Origin of the sequence: Pseudomonas sp. BS3782 TE3695 (genome assembly GCF_050435305.1) — a bacterium.
Lineage (GTDB): Bacteria > Pseudomonadota > Gammaproteobacteria > Pseudomonadales > Pseudomonadaceae > Aquipseudomonas.
Genome location: NZ_JBNDKB010000001.1, coordinates 725,863 through 744,316, shown reverse-complemented (window position 1 = coordinate 744,316; position 18,454 = coordinate 725,863). Strand labels below are relative to the sequence as shown.

The 18,454-nt window shown below is 59.2% G+C and carries 15 protein-coding genes; 8 read left to right on the top strand and 7 right to left on the bottom strand.

Annotated features, from left to right (window positions below):
* Positions 1-2: 2 nt before the first annotated feature.
* The gene (locus ABH909_RS03300; RefSeq protein WP_429430479.1) at positions 3-359 is read right to left on the bottom strand and encodes an NADH:ubiquinone oxidoreductase; all 357 of its coding nucleotides are present in this window, start codon (positions 357-359) and stop codon (positions 3-5) included.
* 26 nt (positions 360-385) lie between these two features.
* Here ABH909_RS03300 and ABH909_RS03295 point away from each other — a divergent pair, with 26 nt between their 5' ends.
* On the top strand, positions 386-1,351 hold the full coding sequence (locus ABH909_RS03295; RefSeq protein WP_429430478.1) for a CobW family GTP-binding protein: 966 nt from the start codon (positions 386-388) through the stop codon (positions 1,349-1,351).
* Positions 1,352-1,438: 87 nt separating this feature from the next.
* On the opposite strand, the gene ABH909_RS03290 is transcribed toward ABH909_RS03295, so the two are convergent.
* Positions 1,439-1,852 (bottom strand): DUF3301 domain-containing protein, encoded by a 414-nt coding sequence (locus ABH909_RS03290; RefSeq protein ID WP_429430476.1) that lies wholly within the window; start codon positions 1,850-1,852, stop codon positions 1,439-1,441.
* Positions 1,853-1,972: 120 nt separating this feature from the next.
* Between ABH909_RS03290 and pdxY the strand changes: the two genes are divergently transcribed.
* Complete coding sequence (gene pdxY, locus ABH909_RS03285; protein WP_429430474.1) at positions 1,973-2,845, top strand: pyridoxal kinase PdxY; 873 nt, start codon at positions 1,973-1,975, stop codon at positions 2,843-2,845.
* Positions 2,846-2,992: 147 nt separating this feature from the next.
* On the opposite strand, the gene ABH909_RS03280 is transcribed toward pdxY, so the two are convergent.
* The gene (locus ABH909_RS03280) at positions 2,993-3,475 is read right to left on the bottom strand and encodes an acyl-CoA thioesterase (protein WP_007896533.1); all 483 of its coding nucleotides are present in this window, start codon (positions 3,473-3,475) and stop codon (positions 2,993-2,995) included.
* Positions 3,476-3,673: 198 nt separating this feature from the next.
* On the opposite strand from ABH909_RS03280, the gene ABH909_RS03275 reads away from it, so the two are divergent.
* Positions 3,674-5,437: a cation:proton antiporter gene (locus tag ABH909_RS03275; RefSeq protein ID WP_429430472.1), complete on the top strand. Its 1,764-nt coding sequence runs from the start codon at positions 3,674-3,676 to the stop codon at positions 5,435-5,437.
* A gap of 19 nt (positions 5,438-5,456) precedes the next feature.
* Here ABH909_RS03275 and ABH909_RS03270 read toward each other — a convergent pair whose 3' ends face one another.
* The 3 genes from ABH909_RS03270 to uvrD form a co-directional block, all read right to left on the bottom strand.
* Positions 5,457-5,864, bottom strand: coding sequence for an SMI1/KNR4 family protein (locus ABH909_RS03270; protein ID WP_007896531.1), 408 nt, complete (start codon positions 5,862-5,864; stop codon positions 5,457-5,459).
* Positions 5,865-6,001: 137 nt separating this feature from the next.
* Positions 6,002-6,877, bottom strand: a complete 876-nt coding sequence (locus ABH909_RS03265; protein ID WP_429430470.1) for a Tim44 domain-containing protein — start codon at positions 6,875-6,877, stop codon at positions 6,002-6,004.
* A gap of 306 nt (positions 6,878-7,183) precedes the next feature.
* Positions 7,184-9,367 carry a DNA helicase II gene (gene uvrD / locus ABH909_RS03260; protein ID WP_095632828.1) on the bottom strand — a complete coding sequence of 728 codons (2,184 nt, stop codon included), beginning with the start codon at positions 9,365-9,367 and terminating at the stop codon, positions 7,184-7,186.
* Between the two features lie 257 nt (positions 9,368-9,624).
* Between uvrD and ABH909_RS03255 the strand changes: the two genes are divergently transcribed.
* From ABH909_RS03255 to ABH909_RS03245, 3 genes are all read left to right on the top strand, one after another.
* Complete coding sequence (locus ABH909_RS03255) at positions 9,625-12,498, top strand: EAL domain-containing protein (RefSeq protein WP_429430468.1); 2,874 nt, start codon at positions 9,625-9,627, stop codon at positions 12,496-12,498.
* 169 nt (positions 12,499-12,667) lie between these two features.
* Positions 12,668-13,534 (top strand): transcriptional regulator HexR, encoded by an 867-nt coding sequence (hexR, locus tag ABH909_RS03250; RefSeq protein ID WP_007896526.1) that lies wholly within the window; start codon positions 12,668-12,670, stop codon positions 13,532-13,534.
* A 262-nt stretch (positions 13,535-13,796) separates the two neighbouring features.
* Positions 13,797-14,009 carry a PA3496 family putative envelope integrity protein gene (locus ABH909_RS03245; protein WP_429430466.1) on the top strand — a complete coding sequence of 71 codons (213 nt, stop codon included), beginning with the start codon at positions 13,797-13,799 and terminating at the stop codon, positions 14,007-14,009.
* Here ABH909_RS03245 and ABH909_RS03240 read toward each other — a convergent pair.
* Positions 13,951-14,913, bottom strand: coding sequence for a LysR family transcriptional regulator (locus ABH909_RS03240; RefSeq protein ID WP_192345136.1), 963 nt, complete (start codon positions 14,911-14,913; stop codon positions 13,951-13,953). The genes ABH909_RS03245 and ABH909_RS03240 overlap by 59 nt on opposite strands.
* Before the next feature lie 190 nt (positions 14,914-15,103).
* On the opposite strand from ABH909_RS03240, the gene ABH909_RS03235 reads away from it, so the two are divergent.
* Together ABH909_RS03235 and oadA are read left to right on the top strand one after the other, a co-directional pair.
* Positions 15,104-16,519, top strand: a complete 1,416-nt coding sequence (locus tag ABH909_RS03235; RefSeq protein ID WP_007896523.1) for an acetyl-CoA carboxylase biotin carboxylase subunit — start codon at positions 15,104-15,106, stop codon at positions 16,517-16,519.
* An 11-nt stretch (positions 16,520-16,530) separates the two neighbouring features.
* The gene (gene oadA / locus ABH909_RS03230; RefSeq protein ID WP_429430463.1) at positions 16,531-18,339 is read left to right on the top strand and encodes a sodium-extruding oxaloacetate decarboxylase subunit alpha; all 1,809 of its coding nucleotides are present in this window, start codon (positions 16,531-16,533) and stop codon (positions 18,337-18,339) included.
* Positions 18,340-18,454 lie beyond the last annotated feature (115 nt).

Genomic DNA, 18,454 nt, shown 5'->3' with positions numbered 1-18,454 from the left:
GCTCAAGGTTTGAGCCAGGTTCCCTGGCTCTGGGTTTCGCAAAACGGCTTCAAATATGCCGCATCGGTAGCCACGCCGTAATAGTGAATATCCTGCCGGTAAGGCATATTGGCGACTTGAGCGTTGCTGCACACCCCGAACGCGCCGGTGGGGCATTGGTCGACGTATTGCACCTCGACTTTCTGCCCGGGTAAATTCGGCTGGCAGAATCCGTCGGCGAACAGTTTTTCCGGGATGTTGCGGTTTTGCTGGCAGACCTTCACGTCGAGCCGCTCAGCCGTGCTGTGTACCACGCAGGCCTGAGCCAGCGCTTCGTCCGACGTGAGCGCCAGCAGCAACGACCATCCCATCAACCGCATTCTTTACCTCCTCAGAAATCTCGACCATGTTGCAGAACATACCCACTCACGTCATTGCCGGCCCGCTAGGTGCCGGCAAGACCAGCCTGATCAAGCACCTGCTGGCGCAACGGCCCGCGGGTGAGCGCTGGGCGGTCTTGATCAACGAGTTCGGCCAGATCGGTCTGGATGCCGCGCTGTTGACCCAGGATGCCGATGGTATCGCACTGGGGGAAGTGGCCGGGGGTTGTTTGTGTTGCGTCAATGGTGCGCCGTTTCAGATTGGCCTGGGGCGGTTGCTGCGCAAGGCACGACCGGATCGACTGTTTATCGAACCCTCCGGGCTGGGACATCCGGCGCAGTTGCTCAGGCAATTGAGTGAGGCGCCGTGGCAAGGTGTCCTGGCGGTGCAGCCGTGCGTGCTGGTGCTGGATGCTCAGGCGCTCGCGGCCGGAAAACCGTTACCGGCGGCGCAACAGCAAGCCTTGGACAGTGCCGGGTTGCTATTGCTGAACAAGACAGAAAACCTCAACGACAGCGATCGCCAACGAATCGCCGCACAGTTGCCGATGCTTCCCTTGTACTGGACGCAGCAAGCAGTTTTGCCATTGAGTGAGTTGCCGGGGCTCGGGGCTCAGGCTGTCGGGGGTGTGGATAACGTTGTCGCGCCCAAGGGATTGGCGCAGATGCCAGCCATCTGGACTGACCCCGCCCTGCCGATTTGCTTGAGTCAGGCGCAAGAGGGTGGCTGGAGTGTTGGATGGCGATGGCATCCGCGTCAGGTATTCGATGCCGTATTGATCGGAAAATGGCTTGAGCGCCTTGAATGGCGGCGGGCGAAGCTGGTTATCCACAGCGCCGAGGGGTGGGTGTCGGCCAATGCGCTGGATAACTCGTTATTGGATTGGCAACCCAGCGAATGGCGTCGGGATTCGCGTATTGAGTTGATTTTCAGTGAGCAGCAGGCTGTTGAAGAGCTGCAAAGGGATCTGACCGACTGTCTGTCGGGTTGAAGATCAAAAGATCGCAGCCTGCGGCAGCTCCTACAGGGTGTACGCAAAACTCAATGTAGGAGCTGCCGCAGGCTGCGATCTTTTGATTTATGGACGCCACTTCGTGTGTTCTTGCCGCCACTGACTCAGTTCAATCACCTCGGCTCTGGGCTTCGCGATATCGGCCACGGGCGGTGTGTCGTCGAACGGCATCGGGTAGGGCGCCAGCTCGATTTGTGCGCTATGGGCGCCGAACTGGGTGATGGTGCCGGTGTGGCGGGTTTCGCCGGTCACGGTGAACTCGAAATTATACACACGGGCCAGGCGCCGACGGCCATTGGCGTCTTTAATGAAAGCGATCTTCTTCAAGGCTACGTTGCCGTCCAGCAGCTCGATCCGAAGCTTGGCGCAATGCTGCATGACCCGCTCCAGCGCACGTTCGCGCAAGCCGTGGTTGTGCCACAACCACGCGCCACCGGTGGCGAGCAGCATCAACACGAGGATATTTCCGAGGGTCAGCATCAACAGGGTGCTCCAACAAGATAGCGTCAGCTTAACTGCGTCGTCGGTCTGTCGTACAGGCTGCGTTTAGTCGCATACTGCGCGGCTCGAATTTCAATCGTTTGACGGAAAACTCACCGCATGAAACGTACGCCCCATGTGCTCGCCATCCAGTCCCACGTGGTGTTCGGCCACGCTGGCAACAGCGCCGCGGTTTTCCCGATGCAGCGGGTCGGGGTGAACGTGTGGCCGCTCAATACCGTGCAGTTCTCCAACCATACGCAATATGGCCAGTGGGCCGGGGAAGTGCTGGCTCCGCATCAGATTCCGGAATTGGTGGAAGGGATCGCCGCGATTGGCGAGCTGGGCAATTGCGATGCCGTGTTGTCTGGCTACCTTGGTAGCGCGGCCCAGGGCCGGGCGATTCTCGCGGGCGTGGAACGAATCAAATCGATCAATCCCAAAGCGGTATACCTCTGCGACCCGGTGATGGGCCATCCGGAGAAGGGCTGCACCGTTCCAGCCGAGGTCAGCGATTTTCTGTTGGAAGAGGCGGCAGCGGTGGCCGACTTCATGTGCCCGAATCAGTTGGAGCTGAACAGCTTCTCGGGGCGCAAGGCGCAGTCATTGTTCGATTGCCTGGCCATGGCGCGAGCGCTGCTGGCGCGCGGTCCGAAGGCGGTGCTGGTCAAGCATCTGGACTATCCCGGCAAATTGGCGGAGGGCTTCGAGATGTTGCTGGTGACCGCTGAAGGCAGTTGGCACCTGCGTCGGCCGCTGCTGGCGTTTCCGCGTCAGCCGGTGGGCGTTGGCGACCTGACTGCCGGGTTGTTCCTGGCACGCGTGCTGCAGGGTGACAATCTGCTGAGTGCCTTCGAATTCACCGCGGCGGCGGTGCATGAAGTGCTGCTGGAAACCCAGGCTTGCGCCAGCTATGAGCTGGAACTGGTGCGGGCGCAGGACCGAATTGCCCATCCGCGGGTGCGGTTCGAGGCGACAGCGATCAGCCTCTGAGCTTCGCGTCGCCCCCATTCGCGAGCAAGCCCGCTCCCACACTGGTTCTCTGTCGTACACGAAATCTGTGTGCACTGAAGATCTATTGTGGGAGCGGGCTTGCTCGCGAAGACGATCTAGTGAGCACCGTCAAACTGACTGAACACCTCAGGCGTCGCCCTTGATGTCCTGATAACGTTTTTCCAGTTCCTGACGAATCTGTCGACGTTGCTGGGCCTGCATGTACCGACGCTTGTCTTCACTGTTCTGCGGTTGCAGCGGTGGGACTGCGGCCGGTTTGCGCTGATCATCTACTGCGACCATGGTGAAGAAGCAGCTGTTGGTGTGGCGTACCGAGCGCTCGCGGATGTTCTCGGTCACGACCTTGATGCCCACCTCCATCGAGGTGTTGCCGGTGTAGTTGACCGAGGCCAGAAAGGTCACCAGTTCACCGACGTGAATCGGTTCGCGGAAAATCACCTGATCCACTGACAGGGTCACCACATAGCGGCCTGCATAGCGGCTGGCGCACGCGTACGCCACTTCATCGAGGTATTTGAGCAGGGTGCCACCGTGGACATTGCCAGAGAAGTTGGCCATGTCGGGGGTCATCAATACCGTCATCGACAGCTGGGCGTTTCCGGGTTCCATAACGTACTCACGGGTTCAAGGCAGGATTTCTGAGTTGCACCTCTGTGGGCGCTTGGTTTTTCAATCTAACAGTTATCGGGACGCCGGGCGGGGGCGCGCCGTCACGCCCAAATCGATCTGTTTCCATATATTGCACTTTCTTCCCGCCGGAGATCGCGATGTTACCCTTCAAAAGCCCACCCCAAGGAGCCACATGCCATGCACGCCATCAGTTTCATTCAGGATCTGGCAGTGATCATGTTGATCGCAGGTGTGGTGACCGTGCTTTTTCACCGCCTCAAACAACCGGTGGTGCTCGGCTACATCGTCGCCGGGTTCATCATCGGCCCGCACACGCCGCCGTTCAGCCTGATCCACGATGAAGCCACCATCAAGACCCTCGCGGAGCTAGGGGTGATTTTCCTGATGTTCTGCCTGGGCCTGGAGTTCAGCTTGCGCAAGCTGTTCAAGGTCGGCGCCACGGCATTCATTGCAGCGTTTCTGGAAATCGTCCTGATGATCTGGATCGGCTACGAAATCGGCCGCTGGTTCGACTGGAATACCATGGACTCGCTGTTCCTCGGCGCGATCCTGGCGATTTCCTCGACCACCATCATCGTCAAGGCACTCAACGACCTGAAGATGAAGAACGAACGTTTTGCCCAATTGATCTTCGGCGTGCTGATCGTCGAAGACATCCTCGGTATTGGCATCATCGCGTTGCTATCGAGTATCGCGGTCAGCGGCACCGTCAGTTCCGGCGAAGTGTTTTCCACGGTCGGCAAGCTGTCACTGTTCATGATTGTCGCACTGGTTATTGGCATTCTGCTGGTGCCGCGACTGCTGGCATACGTGGCCAAATTCGACAGCAACGAGATGCTGCTGATTACTGTGCTGGGTCTGTGTTTCGGCTTCTGCCTGTTGGTGGTCAAACTTGAATACAGCATGGTCCTCGGCGCGTTCCTGATCGGCGCGATCATGGCCGAATCGCGACAACTGCTGAAGATCGAGCAGTTGATCGAGCCGGTTCGCGACCTGTTCAGTGCGATTTTCTTCGTCGCCATCGGCCTGATGCTCGACCCGATGATCCTGCTGCAATATGCCTGGCCGATCGCGGTGATCACCGTGGCAGTGGTGCTGGGCAAGATGTTGTCCTGCGGCCTCGGTGCTTTTATCGCTGGTAATGATGGACGCACCTCACTGCGCGTGGGGATGGGGCTTTCACAGATTGGCGAATTCTCTTTCATCATTGCGGCGTTGGGCATGACGCTGCAGGTAACCAGCCACTTTCTCTACCCGGTGGCGGTGGCCGTTTCGGTCATCACCACGCTGTTGACGCCGTATCTGATCCGCGCGGCCGATCCGCTCTCGATCAAGCTTGCTGCAGTGATGCCGCAGCGTTTGGGCCGTGTGCTCGGGATGTATGGCGAATGGCTGCGCAGCATTCAGCCTCAGGGCGAGGGCGCACTGTTGGCGTCGATGATCCGGCGGATTCTGTTGCAGGTAGGGGTCAATCTGGCGTTGGTGATTGCGATCTTTTTCTCGGGCGCGTTCTTCGCCGAGCGCATGTCCGTTTACCTGCAAGGCTGGATCAGCGACCCGAGCTGGCAGAAAGCGTTGATCTGGGGTGGGGCGTTGCTGTTGTCACTGCCGTTCCTGATCGCTGCCTATCGCAAGCTCAAAGCGCTGTCGATGCTGCTGGCAGAGATGGGTGTAAAGCCGGAAATGGCCGGCCGCCACACACAGCGAGTGCGTCGGGTGATCGCCGAAGTAATCCCGATCCTCTCGCTGTTAGTGATTTTCCTGCTGCTGGCAGCCTTGTCGGCCAGTATTCTGCCGACCAACAAGTTGCTGGTGCTGATTGTCATAGTAGTGGCCGCGGTGGCGGCGCTGCTCTGGCGCTGGCTCATCCGTGTGCATACGCGAATGCAGGTGGCCTTGCTGGAAACGCTGGACAATCACAACGATTCGGCCGGGCATTGATTACAGCCGGGCAGACGGCTCAGCTTTCCAGCCAGACGTCCCGCGCCCAGTGCCATACCGATTCCCAGGTTTCTTCGGCGAGCAACTCTTCTTCAGCCAGCCACAACACCACTGTGCCGTCTTCTTCTACGCAGTAGTAGTTGTCGCCATCCTGGCAGATCGGAATCAGGCTGCGATCGACGCCAGCGTCCCAGGCGTTGGCGGCAACGTCCGGCAGGTAGGTGTGGGACTGCGGATCGGTGACGGTCACCGGCTCCAGGCTGCCGTAGACCACGTCGCTGACGGTCAGCAAAAATTCTCTGAAGACGAATGGGATGTCGATGAACAGTTGCTCTTCGATTTCCACAATCTGATCTTCGTCAGGCAATTCCAAGGGGACCGGTACCGGTTCGTTGGCTTCACGCAGTTGTTCGATGATTTCTTCCACGTCCGGGATCCTCTTGCTTGATGGCGCGGTTTAGTTGGGGCGGTTTATACAGTAGCTCGCTATAGATGCAACCGCGAAATAGAAAACCCCGGCCGAGGCCGGGGTTTTTATTACAACAAATGAAACGCGGAAAGTGATCAGCCGTTCTGGCGGATACCGGCCACCAGCCAAGGCTGGTTTTCGCCCTGTGCACGTTCCATGTTCCAGCTTTCGCTGAACACTTCGCCCTGATCAAAGCGCGAGGACTTCGACACACCGCTGAAGGTCAGGGTGGCGATAGTCTTGTCCGCACGGTCATCAACGCCGTCCAGTTGTACCTGAAGGTTATCGATGTAGGTCGACTGGAAGCCGTCGCCCAGATCGGCACGTTCGCGCTTGAGGAACTCCAGCAGTTGCGGAGTCACGAACTCGGCGATCTTGTCCATTTCGTTGGCGTCCCAATGCTGCTGCAGGGACTGGAAGTGGTTGCGGGCCGCTTCAATGAAGTTGTGTTCATTGAACCAGGCTGGCGCGTTGATCACCGGACGAGCGGCAACCGGTGCTGCTGAGCCGCCGAAGATCGAACCCATGGCTGCTGGTTTCTGTTCGAACACTTCACGCTGCATCGGCGCGCCCGCTGGAGCCATGTGCTCCTGCTGCTTGCGACGACGGGCGGCGATGAAACGGAAGACCAGGAAGGCGATGACCGCCATGATCAGGATGTCGAAGATCTGCATGCCCTGGAAACCGTCGCCCATGAACATGGAGGCCAACAGGCCACCGGCAGCGATACCGGCCAGAGGGCCGAGCCAGCGCGAAGCACCGCTGGCCTTGGTGGCGGCGCCAGCAGCACCGGCCGCGCCCGCAGTGGCAGCAGCGCCGCCGGCAGGAGAAGAAGGAGCCATCTGGCTGGTCTGGTGAGTCGGCGCAGCGCCGGAGCTCTTGCCGCCACCAAAGCGCTTGGCGGCATTGGCGTCGAGGCTCATCGTCAGGCCAATGCACAACGCCATGGCGATGCTAAGAAAACGTTTCATAAAGGGAATTCCCATTTGTGGAAGGCACGCGCGCCATGTTGCACAGCTGAAGTGTTGCTGGCTAGCGGCAGAGTGTTTCGGGCTTTTGCTTGACAGGTTGTGTTCAGCTTCAGTCAGCGCAATAAGGCCTGTTAACTTTGGTCTGTAGGACGAGTGGATGGGTTCTGTAGGAGGTTTGGTAATTTCATCAGATCAACCTGTGGGAGCGGGCTTGCTCGCGAAGAACGATGACACGGTGTTTCTGATACACCGAGGCGCTGCCTTCGCGAGCAAGCCCGCTCCCACAGAAAAGCCCTGCGGCGGGCTTTATACCGCTTCCAGCTTGGCGTAACCCAGCATCAACCACTTGCTGCCTTCACTGAAGTTCACCTGCACCCGCGCCTGAGCGCCGGCGCCTTCGAAATTCAGGATCACACCATCGCCGAACACCGAATGCCGCACGGTCTGACCAAGGCTGAACCCGGTGTCCGGGATCTCGCTGCCGCCGAACAGGCTGCTGGAGCTCTGCTGCTGGCCACCGCCGAACGGACGGCTGACGCTGTTGGACAGCCGCACTTCCTGGATCAGGCCTTTCGGCACTTCACGTACGAAACGCGACACTTTGTTGTAAGTCTCGCTGCCATATAAACGTCGGGTTTCAGCATAGGTCAGCACCAGATTCTGCATCGCCCGGGTAATACCGACGTAGGCCAGGCGGCGTTCCTCTTCAAGACGGCCGGGTTCTTCCAGGCTCATCTTGTGCGGAAACAGGCCTTCTTCCATGCCCACCAGGAACACGTAAGGGAATTCCAGGCCCTTGGCGCTGTGCAGGGTCATCAACTGAATGCTGTCTTCGTGTTCGTCGGCCTGGGTGTCTCCGGCCTCCAGCGAGGCGTGACCGAGGAACGCTGACAGTGGCGACTGTTCTTCATCCTCTTCCGGGTTTTCGAAGTTACGCGCGGCGCTGACCAGTTCCTCAAGGTTTTCTACCCGGGCCTGGCCTTTCTCACCTTTCTCGGCCTGATGGTAAGCAATCAGCCCTGACTGCTCGATCACGGTTTGGGTCATCAAGTGCAGCGGCATCTCCAGGCACTTGGCGGCGAGGTCCTCGATCAGCTCCATAAATGCCCCTATGGCACCAGCAGCACGACCGGTCAGACCTTTGTTGGCCACCAGCTGACGCATGGCTTCCCACATTGATACATGGCTGTGGCGTGCATGATCGCGGATCGCTTCGACGGTTTTTTCGCCAATGCCACGGGCCGGAACGTTGATCACACGCTCCAGGGCCGCATCGTTGCCACGGCCTTCCAGCAAACGCAGGTACGCCATGGCGTTCTTGATTTCTGCCCGTTCGAAGAAGCGCTGACCGCCATAAATGCGATACGGAATGCGCTCACGGAGCAAGGCTTCTTCCAAAACGCGCGATTGGGCGTTGGAGCGGTACAAAATCGCGATATCGCTGCGAGCCAAGCCGGTTTTCAGCGCGCTTTCGATAGTTTCAACCACGTAGCGTGCTTCATCGTGTTCGTTGAACGCCGCGTACAGATTGATCGCTTCGCCTTCGCCGCCATCGGTCCACAACTCTTTGCCCATGCGCCCGGTATTGTTGGCAATCAGGGCGTTGGCGGCCTTGAGAATCCCGGCGGTAGAGCGGTAGTTTTGCTCCAGACGAATGATCTGGGCATCGGGGAAGTCGTCGGAATACTGATAAATGTTCTCGATTTTCGCGCCGCGCCAGCCATAGATCGACTGATCGTCGTCGCCGACCACCATCAGGCTGTCGCCACCCTTGGCCAGCAGACGCAACCAGGCGTACTGCACGGCGTTGGTGTCCTGGAATTCGTCCACCAGAATGTGCCGGAAGCGCTTCTGATAATGGGCGAGCAGGCCCGGATGATCGCGCCACAGATCGAGGGCGCGCAGCAGCAGTTCAGAGAAATCGATGACGCCGGCTCGCAGGCAAGCAGCCTCATAGGCTTCATAAATGCTGCGCATGGTCGCCAGGAACAGGTCGCCGCTGGCTTGAATATGTTGTGGACGCAGACCTTCGTCTTTCTGCCCGTTGATGAACCACTGGGCCTGTCGGACCGGCCAGCGTTGCTCGTCCAGACCCAGCTCGCGGATCACCCGCTTGACCAGCCGTTGCTGGTCGTCGCTGTCGAGAATCTGGAAAGTCTGGCTCAGGCCGGCTTCCTGCCAGTGCGCCCGCAGCAAGCGGTGCGCCAGGCCGTGGAAGGTGCCGACCCACATGCCGGCCGGGTTGATACCCATCAGCTGCTCGATGCGGTGACGCATCTCGGCAGCGGCCTTGTTGGTGAAGGTCACCGACAGAATGGAGTGGGGCGAGGCGTTTTCGACCTGGATCAACCAGGCGATACGGTGCACCAGCACTCGGGTTTTACCGGAGCCAGCACCGGCCAGGACCAACTGACGACCCACGGGGGCAGCTACGGCCTGACGTTGGGCATCGTTGAGGGAGTTCAGCAGAAGGGAGAGATCATCGCGCATCGGGGCATTCTAGGGTGCGCCGTCACACCGGGCAAACCGAGCTTTGCATTAGCCGATGAAAGAAGCATCGATGACGACCGGTCAGTCACCGGCTGCAAGCATTGGCGGAGCTCGTCTGGCGGCTTTTTTACCAAGGTGGGCGGCTCGAACTTTCGTCTATTTTGTGACCTTGGGCTGTTTGGTCCGGGCATTTGCTTGTGTATGCTCCGTGCACAATTCGGGCTCGCATGCTCACTATAAGAACAAGAACATTGCCTATGACCCTCAGCTCCGACCTATCGGGCCCCTCTGTGGAGCCCCGGGTTATCCGCAAGCAGTACGCCATGGAAATGGCAGTCGAACGCACGCGCCTGCTGTACCAGGGCTCGCTTTTGCCTACGCTGTTCATGCTGATCAACGGTCTGGTGTGCGCCGGCCTGCTCTGGAGCCCGCAGCGTTACTTCGTGGTGAGCGTCTGGCTGATCTGGTTATTGTCGCTGGTGGCATTGCGGGTGATTCAGGTCGCAGCCTTCGATTCGGCGATTCCCAACCGTCAGGCCCATCCGGTCTGGCGTCGTATGTTCATGCTCGGCTCTGCCATGACTGGCCTGACCCTGGCCGGTGCCGGCATCGCGTTGGTACCCGCGGACAATTTCATGCAGCAAGCCTGGGTGTTCGGCCTGATCGGCGCCGCGGCGCTCTCGGCCAGTGTCGCTTATGCCGTCAGCCTGTCGGCTTTTCTGTCCTTTACCTTGCCCTGTCTGTTGCCGGCCATCGGCTATCTGTTCTGGGGCGGCGATGAACAGGCACAGGGTTGGGGCTGGTTCGGGCTGATTTTGCTGGGCTCGTTGAGCGTGGTCGCCTGGCAGGTCAATCGGTTGATCAACCAGGGGTTGTTGCGGCGCTTTCAAAACCAGGCCCTGATCGAGCATTTGCAGCAGGCGCAACGTCGCAGCGAACAGCTCAACCACGAACTGGCCAAGGAAATCGACCAGCGCCGCCGAGCTGAAGACGAATTGCGCGAAACCCAGGTCGACCTCGAAAACCGCGTTGCCCAACGCAGTCTGGAGCTGGACGCCGCCAACCAGGCCCTGAGCAAGAGCGAAGCGCGGTTGGCGCTGGCGTTGAAGGCGAGCGAACTCGGGTTGTGGGACTGGAACCTGCTGACAGATGAAGTCCATCACACCCAACTGCAAGAGTTGTTCGGCCTGGAGCCGGAATACGTCACGGCGATGCTCAGCCACCTCAAGCCACGCCTGCACCCCGAAGACTTGCCATCGCTTCGGCGCGCCCTGGTCGAGCATTTGAAGGGTCGCAGCGAGGATTATCAGATCGAATATCGGGTACGGCATGGCGATGGCCATTGGGTCTGGATCGAGGACCGTGGTCGAGCGGTTGAGCGCAGCGAAAACGGCCGGGTGATCCGCATGGTCGGCACCCGACGCGATATCAGTGCCAGCAAGGGACAGGAAGAGCAGCGTCAACTGGCGGCGACGGTGTTCGAGGCCGCCAGCGAGGGCATCGTCATTCTTGATCCTGGTTATGCGCTGATCGCCGCCAATCAAGCCTTCAGTCGGGTTACGGGCTATGACATCGACGACATGCTCGGACGCAATGTGGTCGAGTTACCCTGCAGTCGCGACGCGCGCCGGCATTACGCGGCGATTCGTCAGGCGCTGGAGCAGCAAGGTAGCTGGCAAGGCGAGTTGGTCGAAACGCGCAAGAATGGCGAGTTGTACCCGCAATGGCTGCAACTGAATGCGGTGCGCGATTCAAGGGGGAAAGTGAGTCATATTGTCGGCTTCTTCGCCGATCTGTCTGCTCGGCGTGAGTCTGAAGAGCGCATGCGTTACCTCGCTCATTACGACGAACTCACGGGATTGGCCAACCGATCGTTGTTCCGCGAACGGCTGCACGAGGCTCATCAGCGGGTGCGTCAGGGCGGTCGGCGCAGCCTGGCGTTGCTGCACATCAATCTGGATCGATTCAAGCTGCTCAACGACAGCCTTGGCCATGAAATCGCTGATCAGCTGTTGCAGAAAATGGCCCGGCGCCTGGTCAATGCGCTGCCAGAAGCAGACACCATCGCCCGGTTGTCCGGCGATGAATTTGCAGTGCTGTTCAATGCCTACGGCAGCCTGTCGAGCCTGGCGCGCATGGCAACCCGTTTGTCGACCAAGCTATGTTTGCCGATCACCGTCGACGGGCATGAGCTGGTAATGAGCGCGTCCATGGGCATCAGCCTGTTGCCGGACACCGCGCGGGAGATTTCTGCGCTGGTCAGCCAGTCGAACATGGCCATGCAGCACGCCAAGCACCTGGGCGGCAACAACTTCCAGTTTTATACCGACAGCCTGCAAGCCAGCACGCTCGAGCGTTTGCAGCTCGAGAACCAGTTGCGCAAAGCCATCGAAGAAAAGCAGTTGAAAGTGTTTTATCAACCGAAACTCTGCCTCGTCACCGGCCGGCTGAATGCCGCCGAGGCATTGGTACGCTGGCATCACCCGACCCTGGGCCAAGTGCCGCCGGGGGATTTCATCGGCTTGGCCGAGGAAACCGGGTTGATCGGCGCTATTGGCGAGTTCGTTTTACGCCAGGCCTGTTGGCAAGCCTGCGAGTGGCAGCGTCAGGGCCTGGAGCCGATTCGGGTGTCGGTTAACCTGTCGGTGCATCAGCTGCGTCAGGGAAAACTGGTGAGCCTGGTGCGCCAAGTGCTGGAGGAAACCGGTCTGGCGCCGCACCACCTGGAACTGGAGCTCACCGAAAGCCAGTTGCTGGACAGCGTCGAGCACATCATTGCGACCTTCCAGCAGTTGCGCGACCTTGGGGTGAAACTGGCGATCGACGATTTTGGTACTGGCTATTCGTCCTTGAGTTACCTCAAGCGCATTCCGGTGGATTACGTGAAGATTGATCAGGCGTTTATCCGCGGTCTGGGGGAGAGCAGTGAGGATGCGGCGATTACTCGGGCGATTATTGCCATGGCCCATGGCTTGTCGTTGAAGGTGGTGGCTGAAGGGGTAGAGCGGCCGGATCAGCTGGGGTTTCTGAAAGTCGAGCGCTGCGATGAAGTGCAGGGGTATTTGATCAGTCGTCCGGTCGAAGCTGCCAATCTGGCCGAACTTTTACGCCGCGACGCCAATCCTTTGTAGCCGCTGGCTTCGCCAGCTACTACAAGGACTGAGAGGGCTACATGGAGTGCATGTCGCATGAAACGGGGACATCGAGTTACGCATTGAGCAGGCAAAAAGCCGATTCATGTAGTATAACTACAAGCGTGCTACATCCCCGGCACCTGCCAATAACAAAGAGTCCAGCCCCTTGAATCTGCTGCAACACATCGCCCAGTCCCGCCACCTGTTACGCAAGTCGGAGCTCAAAGTCGCCGACCACGTGCTGCTTGACCCTGCGGCGGTGATGCACAGCTCCATGGCCGACCTGGCCCACAGCGTGGGCATCAGCGAGCCGACCATCGTGCGGTTTTGCCGCGCCATCGGTTGCTCCGGGTTTCAGGATTTGAAGCTGAAACTGGCACAGAGCCTGGCGGCTGGCGCGAGCTTCGGGCAGTTCGCGATCCATGAAGACGATTCAGTCGCCGATTACAGCCTGAAAATCTTCGACACTACCCTGCATACGCTGATGGAGGTTCGCGAGAAGCTCGATCCGGTGGAGTTGCAGAGGGCGGTGTCGCTGATGTCTCAGGCTCAGCGGGTCGAGTTTTATGGCTTCGGTGCCTCGGGCGCGGTGGCGGCGGATGCCCAGCACAAGTTCTTCCGTCTGCTGCTGACGGCAGCGGCGTATTCCGACCCGCATATGCAGGCGATGTCGGCGGTCACCCTGAAGCCCAGCGACGTGGCGATTTGCATTTCCCAGTCGGGGCGTTCCAAGGATCTGTTGATCACGGCCAATCTGGTGCGCGAGAGCGGCGCTTCGTTGATCACGTTGTGCCCGAGCCAGACACCATTGGCTGAGTTGTCGACCGTCAACCTGGCGATCGATGTGCATGAAGACACCGAAATCTATACGCCGCTGACGTCGCGCATTGCGCATCTGGTAGTCATCGATGTGCTGGCGATGGGCGTGGCCATGGCTCGCGGTCCGAGCCTGGTCAATCACCTGAAAAGCGTCAAGCGCAGCCTTCGCAGTTTGCGGCTGTCGCCAAAATCGGTGAAAGCGCTGGACGATTGATTCATCGGGGAATGCTGGATTTGTGGCGAGGGAGCTTGCTCCCGCTGGGCTGCGAAGCGGCCCCACAACCATCTTGCTGCAGTATTTCTGATAAGCCGCATCAAACGATTTACGACTGCTGCGCAGTCGAGCGGGAGCAAGCTCCCTCGCCACAGATAAGCGCTAAGCCAGTTGATTTCATCAGTCTGTAACCCTCCCGCCGCCAAACCGTCATCCCTAGCGCCTATCTTGAAACTCCCGTACTCGCCTTGGGAGACTCGAAATGGCTCAGCCCTACGAAGAACGCAACAGCGCCGTCAAAACCCGTCGTCAGCAAGAAGATCAGCGCCGCATGGAATTTCGCCGCGCTATCGAAGATCGCAGCGAGCGCCGCCAGCTACTGGCCGAAATTGGCGAATTTCCTGACGATCTGGAACTCAATTACTGGCAGGCGGCTCCCGCAGCTTCCCGTCGAAACGCTCAACCAGCGCGCTGATCTGCGCCCGCTCACTGCGGATAAACGCAAGGAATGCATGGGCCACCGGTGACAGCCGTTTGGCCTTGGCCTGCACCAGGCACCAACTGCGGTACAGCGGTAGCTCTTCGACTGGCAACTCGATCAATCCGCCGGTTGCCAATTCAAGGTTCAGGGCGTGGCGCGTCAGCAGTGCCACGCCCAGACCCGCCAATACACATTCACGCTGCGCTTCGGCCGAGGCCACCTCCTGGGTTTGGGTGAAGTGCACACGTTTCTCTTTGAAATACTCTTCGCAAGCCAGTCGCGTGCCGGAACCGTGTTCGCGCAACAGCAACGTGTAGGGCTCAAGATCCTGCAAGCGCAGCGGGCCCATGTGACACAGTGGATGATCCGGCGGCGCCACGGCGACAATCGGGTTGTTGAGAAACGGTAGAAACTCCAGCCCCATGTCCTGTGGAACCATCGACATGATCACCAGATCATCACGGTTATCCGACAGGCGCCGGATGACCTGGCCACGGTTGACCACCGTCAGTTGCAGGTTCACCTCCGGGTGCTGGCGCTTGAACGCGGCAAACAGGTGCGGCACGAAATACTTGGCGCTGGATTCCACTGCCAGTTTCAGCTGACCCTGCAATGAGCCTTGCATGTCCGACAGCTGCATATCGAGGTTTTCCAGGCGCCCGAAAATGTCCCGGCTGGCGCGCTGTAGTGCTTCGGCCGCCTCGGTCATGTAGAGTTTTTTGCCGACATAATCGAATAACGGTTGGCCGATCAGCTCTTCGAGTTGACGAATCTGTAGGCTCACGGCAGGTTGTGTGAGAGACATTTCGTCGGCTGCACGGCTGTAGGACCTTAAGTCGCACACCTCATTGAAGATCTGCAATTGACGCAACGTCATACGCATCAATGACTTACGCATTTTCTAGAGACCCTGAGCGGAGGCTGATGCTTCAACTATAAGTCTTTGCTTATGTGTAACCCAATTATTATTCATTTTTGTTAATCCCTTGCGAAGGCTAGTGTGGAGCTGCGACTGAATTGAAACATTTGGTCACGCGTCGACCTGGTGTGACAGGTCGTGGGTACCACCGGCTCAAGGGAACCTCCAAGTGATAAAAAAGATCCTGATCGCCAACCGTGGTGAGATTGCCGTACGAATCGTGCGTGCCTGCGCCGAGATGGGCATTCGCTCCGTCGCGATCTATTCCGACGCCGACCGCCATGCCTTGCATGTGAAGCGTGCGGACGAGGCCCACAGCATTGGTGCCGAGCCATTGGCCGGCTACCTGAACCCGCGCAAGCTGGTGAACCTGGCGGTGGAAACCGGTTGCGATGCGTTGCACCCCGGTTACGGCTTTCTTTCGGAAAATGCCGAGCTGGCAGACATCTGCGCTGAACGCGGTATCAAATTCATTGGTCCATCGGCTGAAGTGATTCGCCGCATGGGCGACAAGACCGAAGCGCGCCGCAGCATGATCAAGGCTGGCGTACCGGTCACCCCGGGCACCGAAGGCAACGTGTCGGGCATCGAAGAAGCCCTGACCGAAGGCGATCGCATCGGTTACCCGGTGATGCTCAAGGCCACCTCCGGTGGTGGCGGCCGCGGCATTCGTCGCTGCAACAGTCGCGAAGAACTCGAACAAGCCTTTCCGCGAGTGATTTCCGAAGCCACCAAGGCGTTCGGTTCGGCGGAAGTGTTCCTGGAAAAATGCATCGTAAACCCGAAACACATCGAAGCGCAGATCCTCGGTGACAGCTTTGGCAACGTGGTGCACCTGTTCGAGCGTGATTGCTCGATCCAGCGGCGCAACCAGAAGCTGATCGAGATCGCTCCGAGCCCGCAACTGACTCCGGAACAGCGCGCCTACATTGGCGACCTGTCGGTGCGTGCGGCCAAAGCCGTGGGTTATGAGAACGCCGGCACCGTGGAGTTCCTGCTCGCCGAGGGCGAGGTGTACTTCATGGAGATGAACACCCGGGTGCAGGTGGAACACACCATCACCGAAGAAATCACCGGCATCGACATCGTTCGCGAGCAGATCCGCATCGCCTCCGGCCTGCCGCTTTCGGTGAAGCAGGAAGACATCCAGCACCGTGGTTTCGCGTTGCAGTTCCGGATCAACGCCGAAGACCCGAAAAACAACTTCCTGCCCAGCTTCGGCAAGATCACCCGTTACTACGCGCCCGGCGGTCCTGGCGTGCGCACCGACACAGCGATCTATACCGGCTACACCATTCCGCCGTTCTACGATTCCATGTGTCTGAAACTGGTGGTCTGGGCGCTGACCTGGGAAGAAGCGATGGACCGTGGCTTGCGAGCTCTGGACGACATGCGTCTGCAAGGGGTCAAGACCACCGCCGCGTATTACCAGGAAATCCTGCGTAACCCGGAATTCCGCAGCGGCCAGTTCAACACCAGCTTCGTTGAAAGCCACCCTGAACTGACCAACTACTCGATCAAGCGCAAACCCGAAGAGCTGGCCCTGGCCATCGCCGCCGCCATCGCCGCCCACGCAGGCCTGTGAGGAATATTCCAATGACTAAGAAAATCCACGTTACCGACACAATCCTGCGCGACGCCCACCAATCGCTGCTCGCCACCCGCATGCGCACCGAAGACATGCTGCCGATCTGCGACAAGCTCGACAAAGTCGGCTACTGGTCGCTGGAATGCTGGGGCGGCGCGACCTTCGACGCCTGCGTCCGCTTCCTCAAAGAAGATCCGTGGGAGCGTCTGCGCCAACTGCGCGCGGCCTTGCCTAACACGCGTCTGCAAATGCTCCTGCGTGGCCAGAACCTGCTGGGCTACCGCCACTACAGCGACGACGTGGTCAAAGCCTTCGTCGCCAAGGCGGCAGTCAACGGCATCGACGTGTTCCGCATTTTCGATGCGATGAACGACGTGCGTAACCTGCGAGTCGCCATCGAAGCGGTGAAAGCCGCCGGAAAACACGCTCAGGGCACCATCGCCTACACCACCAGCCCAGTGCACACCATCGAAGCCTTCGTAGCGCAAGCCAAGCAAATGGAAGCCATGGGTTGCGACTCGGTGGCGATCAAGGACATGGCTGGTCTGTTGACCCCGTACGCCACAGGCGAATTGGTCAAGGCATTGAAATCCGAGCAATCGCTGCCTGTGTTCATTCACTCGCACGACACCGCTGGCATGGCCACCATGTGCCAACTCAAGGCCATCGAAAACGGCGCCGATCACATTGACACCGCGATCTCCAGCTTCGCTTCCGGTACCAGCCATCCAGGCACCGAATCGATGGTCGCTGCTCTTAAAGGCAGCGAGTACGACACCGGCCTGAACCTGGAACTGCTGCAGGAAATCGGCCTGTACTTCTACGCCGTGCGCAAGAAGTACCACCAGTTCGAAAGCGAATTCACCGCCGTAGACACTCGCGTTCAAGTGAATCAGGTTCCGGGCGGGATGATTTCCAACCTCGCCAACCAGTTGAAAGAGCAGGGCGCGCTGAACCGCATGAGCGAAGTGCTGGCGGAGATCCCTCGTGTTCGCGAAGACCTCGGCTTCCCGCCGCTGGTAACGCCGACCTCGCAGATCGTTGGCACCCAGGCGTTTTTCAACGTGCTGGCCGGCGAGCGCTACAAGACCATCACCAATGAAGTGAAGCTCTACCTGCAAGGCGGCTACGGCAAAGCGCCGGGCACTGTGAACGAAAAACTGCGTCGTCAGGCGATCGGCAGCGAAGAAGTGATCGACGTGCGTCCGGCCGATCTGCTCAAGCCGGAAATGACCAAACTGCGTGCCGAAATCGGCGCTGTGGCCAAGTCCGAAGAAGACGTTCTGACCTACGCGATGTTCCCGGACATCGGCCGCAAATTCCTCGAAGAACGTGCAGCCGGCCTCCTCGTACCAGAGGTGCTGTTGCCCATTCCGGAAGCGGGCGGCGTGGCGTCGGTTGGCGGCGAAGGCGTGCCGACCGAGTTCGTCATCGACGTTCATGGCGAAACTTACCGCGTCGACATCACCGGTGTCGGCGTCAAGGCGGAAGGCAAGCGCCACTTCTATCTGTCCATCGACGGCATGCCGGAAGAAGTGGTGTTCGAACCGCTCAACGAATTTGTCAGCGGCGGTAGCAGCAAGCGCAAGCAAGCCACGGCACCGGGCCACGTCAGCACCACCATGCCGGGCAACATCGTCGATGTGCTGGTCAAGGAAGGCGACACCGTGAAAGCCGGCCAGGCCGTGCTGATCACCGAAGCGATGAAGATGGAAACCGAAGTCCAATCGGCCATCGCCGGCAAAGTCACTGCCATTCATGTGGCCAAAGGCGACCGGGTCAACCCGGGCGAAATTCTGATCGAGATCGAAGGCTGAGTTAACAGCCTCGATAAATCGCTTTAAACCTCGGGGGGGCATGTGCTCCCCTTTTTTTTCGCCCGGTATTTGGGAGCGCCACAATCCTTGTGTGGGAGCGGGCTTACTCGCGAAG

Coding starts and splice junctions, on each gene's coding strand:
- ABH909_RS03255 (WP_429430468.1), top strand. CDS start 9,625: ATGACCCTCAGCTCCGACCTATCGGGCCCCTCTGTGGAGCCCCGGGTT.
- ABH909_RS03275 (WP_429430472.1), top strand. CDS start 3,674: ATGCACGCCATCAGTTTCATTCAGGATCTGGCAGTGATCATGTTGATC.
- oadA (WP_429430463.1), top strand. CDS start 16,531: ATGACTAAGAAAATCCACGTTACCGACACAATCCTGCGCGACGCCCAC.
- ABH909_RS03240 (WP_192345136.1), bottom strand. CDS start 14,913: ATGCGTAAGTCATTGATGCGTATGACGTTGCGTCAATTGCAGATCTTC.
- ABH909_RS03295 (WP_429430478.1), top strand. CDS start 386: ATGTTGCAGAACATACCCACTCACGTCATTGCCGGCCCGCTAGGTGCC.
- uvrD (WP_095632828.1), bottom strand. CDS start 9,367: ATGCGCGATGATCTCTCCCTTCTGCTGAACTCCCTCAACGATGCCCAA.
- ABH909_RS03265 (WP_429430470.1), bottom strand. CDS start 6,877: ATGAAACGTTTTCTTAGCATCGCCATGGCGTTGTGCATTGGCCTGACG.
- ABH909_RS03290 (WP_429430476.1), bottom strand. CDS start 1,852: ATGCTGACCCTCGGAAATATCCTCGTGTTGATGCTGCTCGCCACCGGT.
- ABH909_RS03245 (WP_429430466.1), top strand. CDS start 13,797: ATGGCTCAGCCCTACGAAGAACGCAACAGCGCCGTCAAAACCCGTCGT.
- pdxY (WP_429430474.1), top strand. CDS start 1,973: ATGAAACGTACGCCCCATGTGCTCGCCATCCAGTCCCACGTGGTGTTC.
- ABH909_RS03300 (WP_429430479.1), bottom strand. CDS start 359: ATGCGGTTGATGGGATGGTCGTTGCTGCTGGCGCTCACGTCGGACGAA.
- ABH909_RS03280 (WP_007896533.1), bottom strand. CDS start 3,475: ATGGAACCCGGAAACGCCCAGCTGTCGATGACGGTATTGATGACCCCC.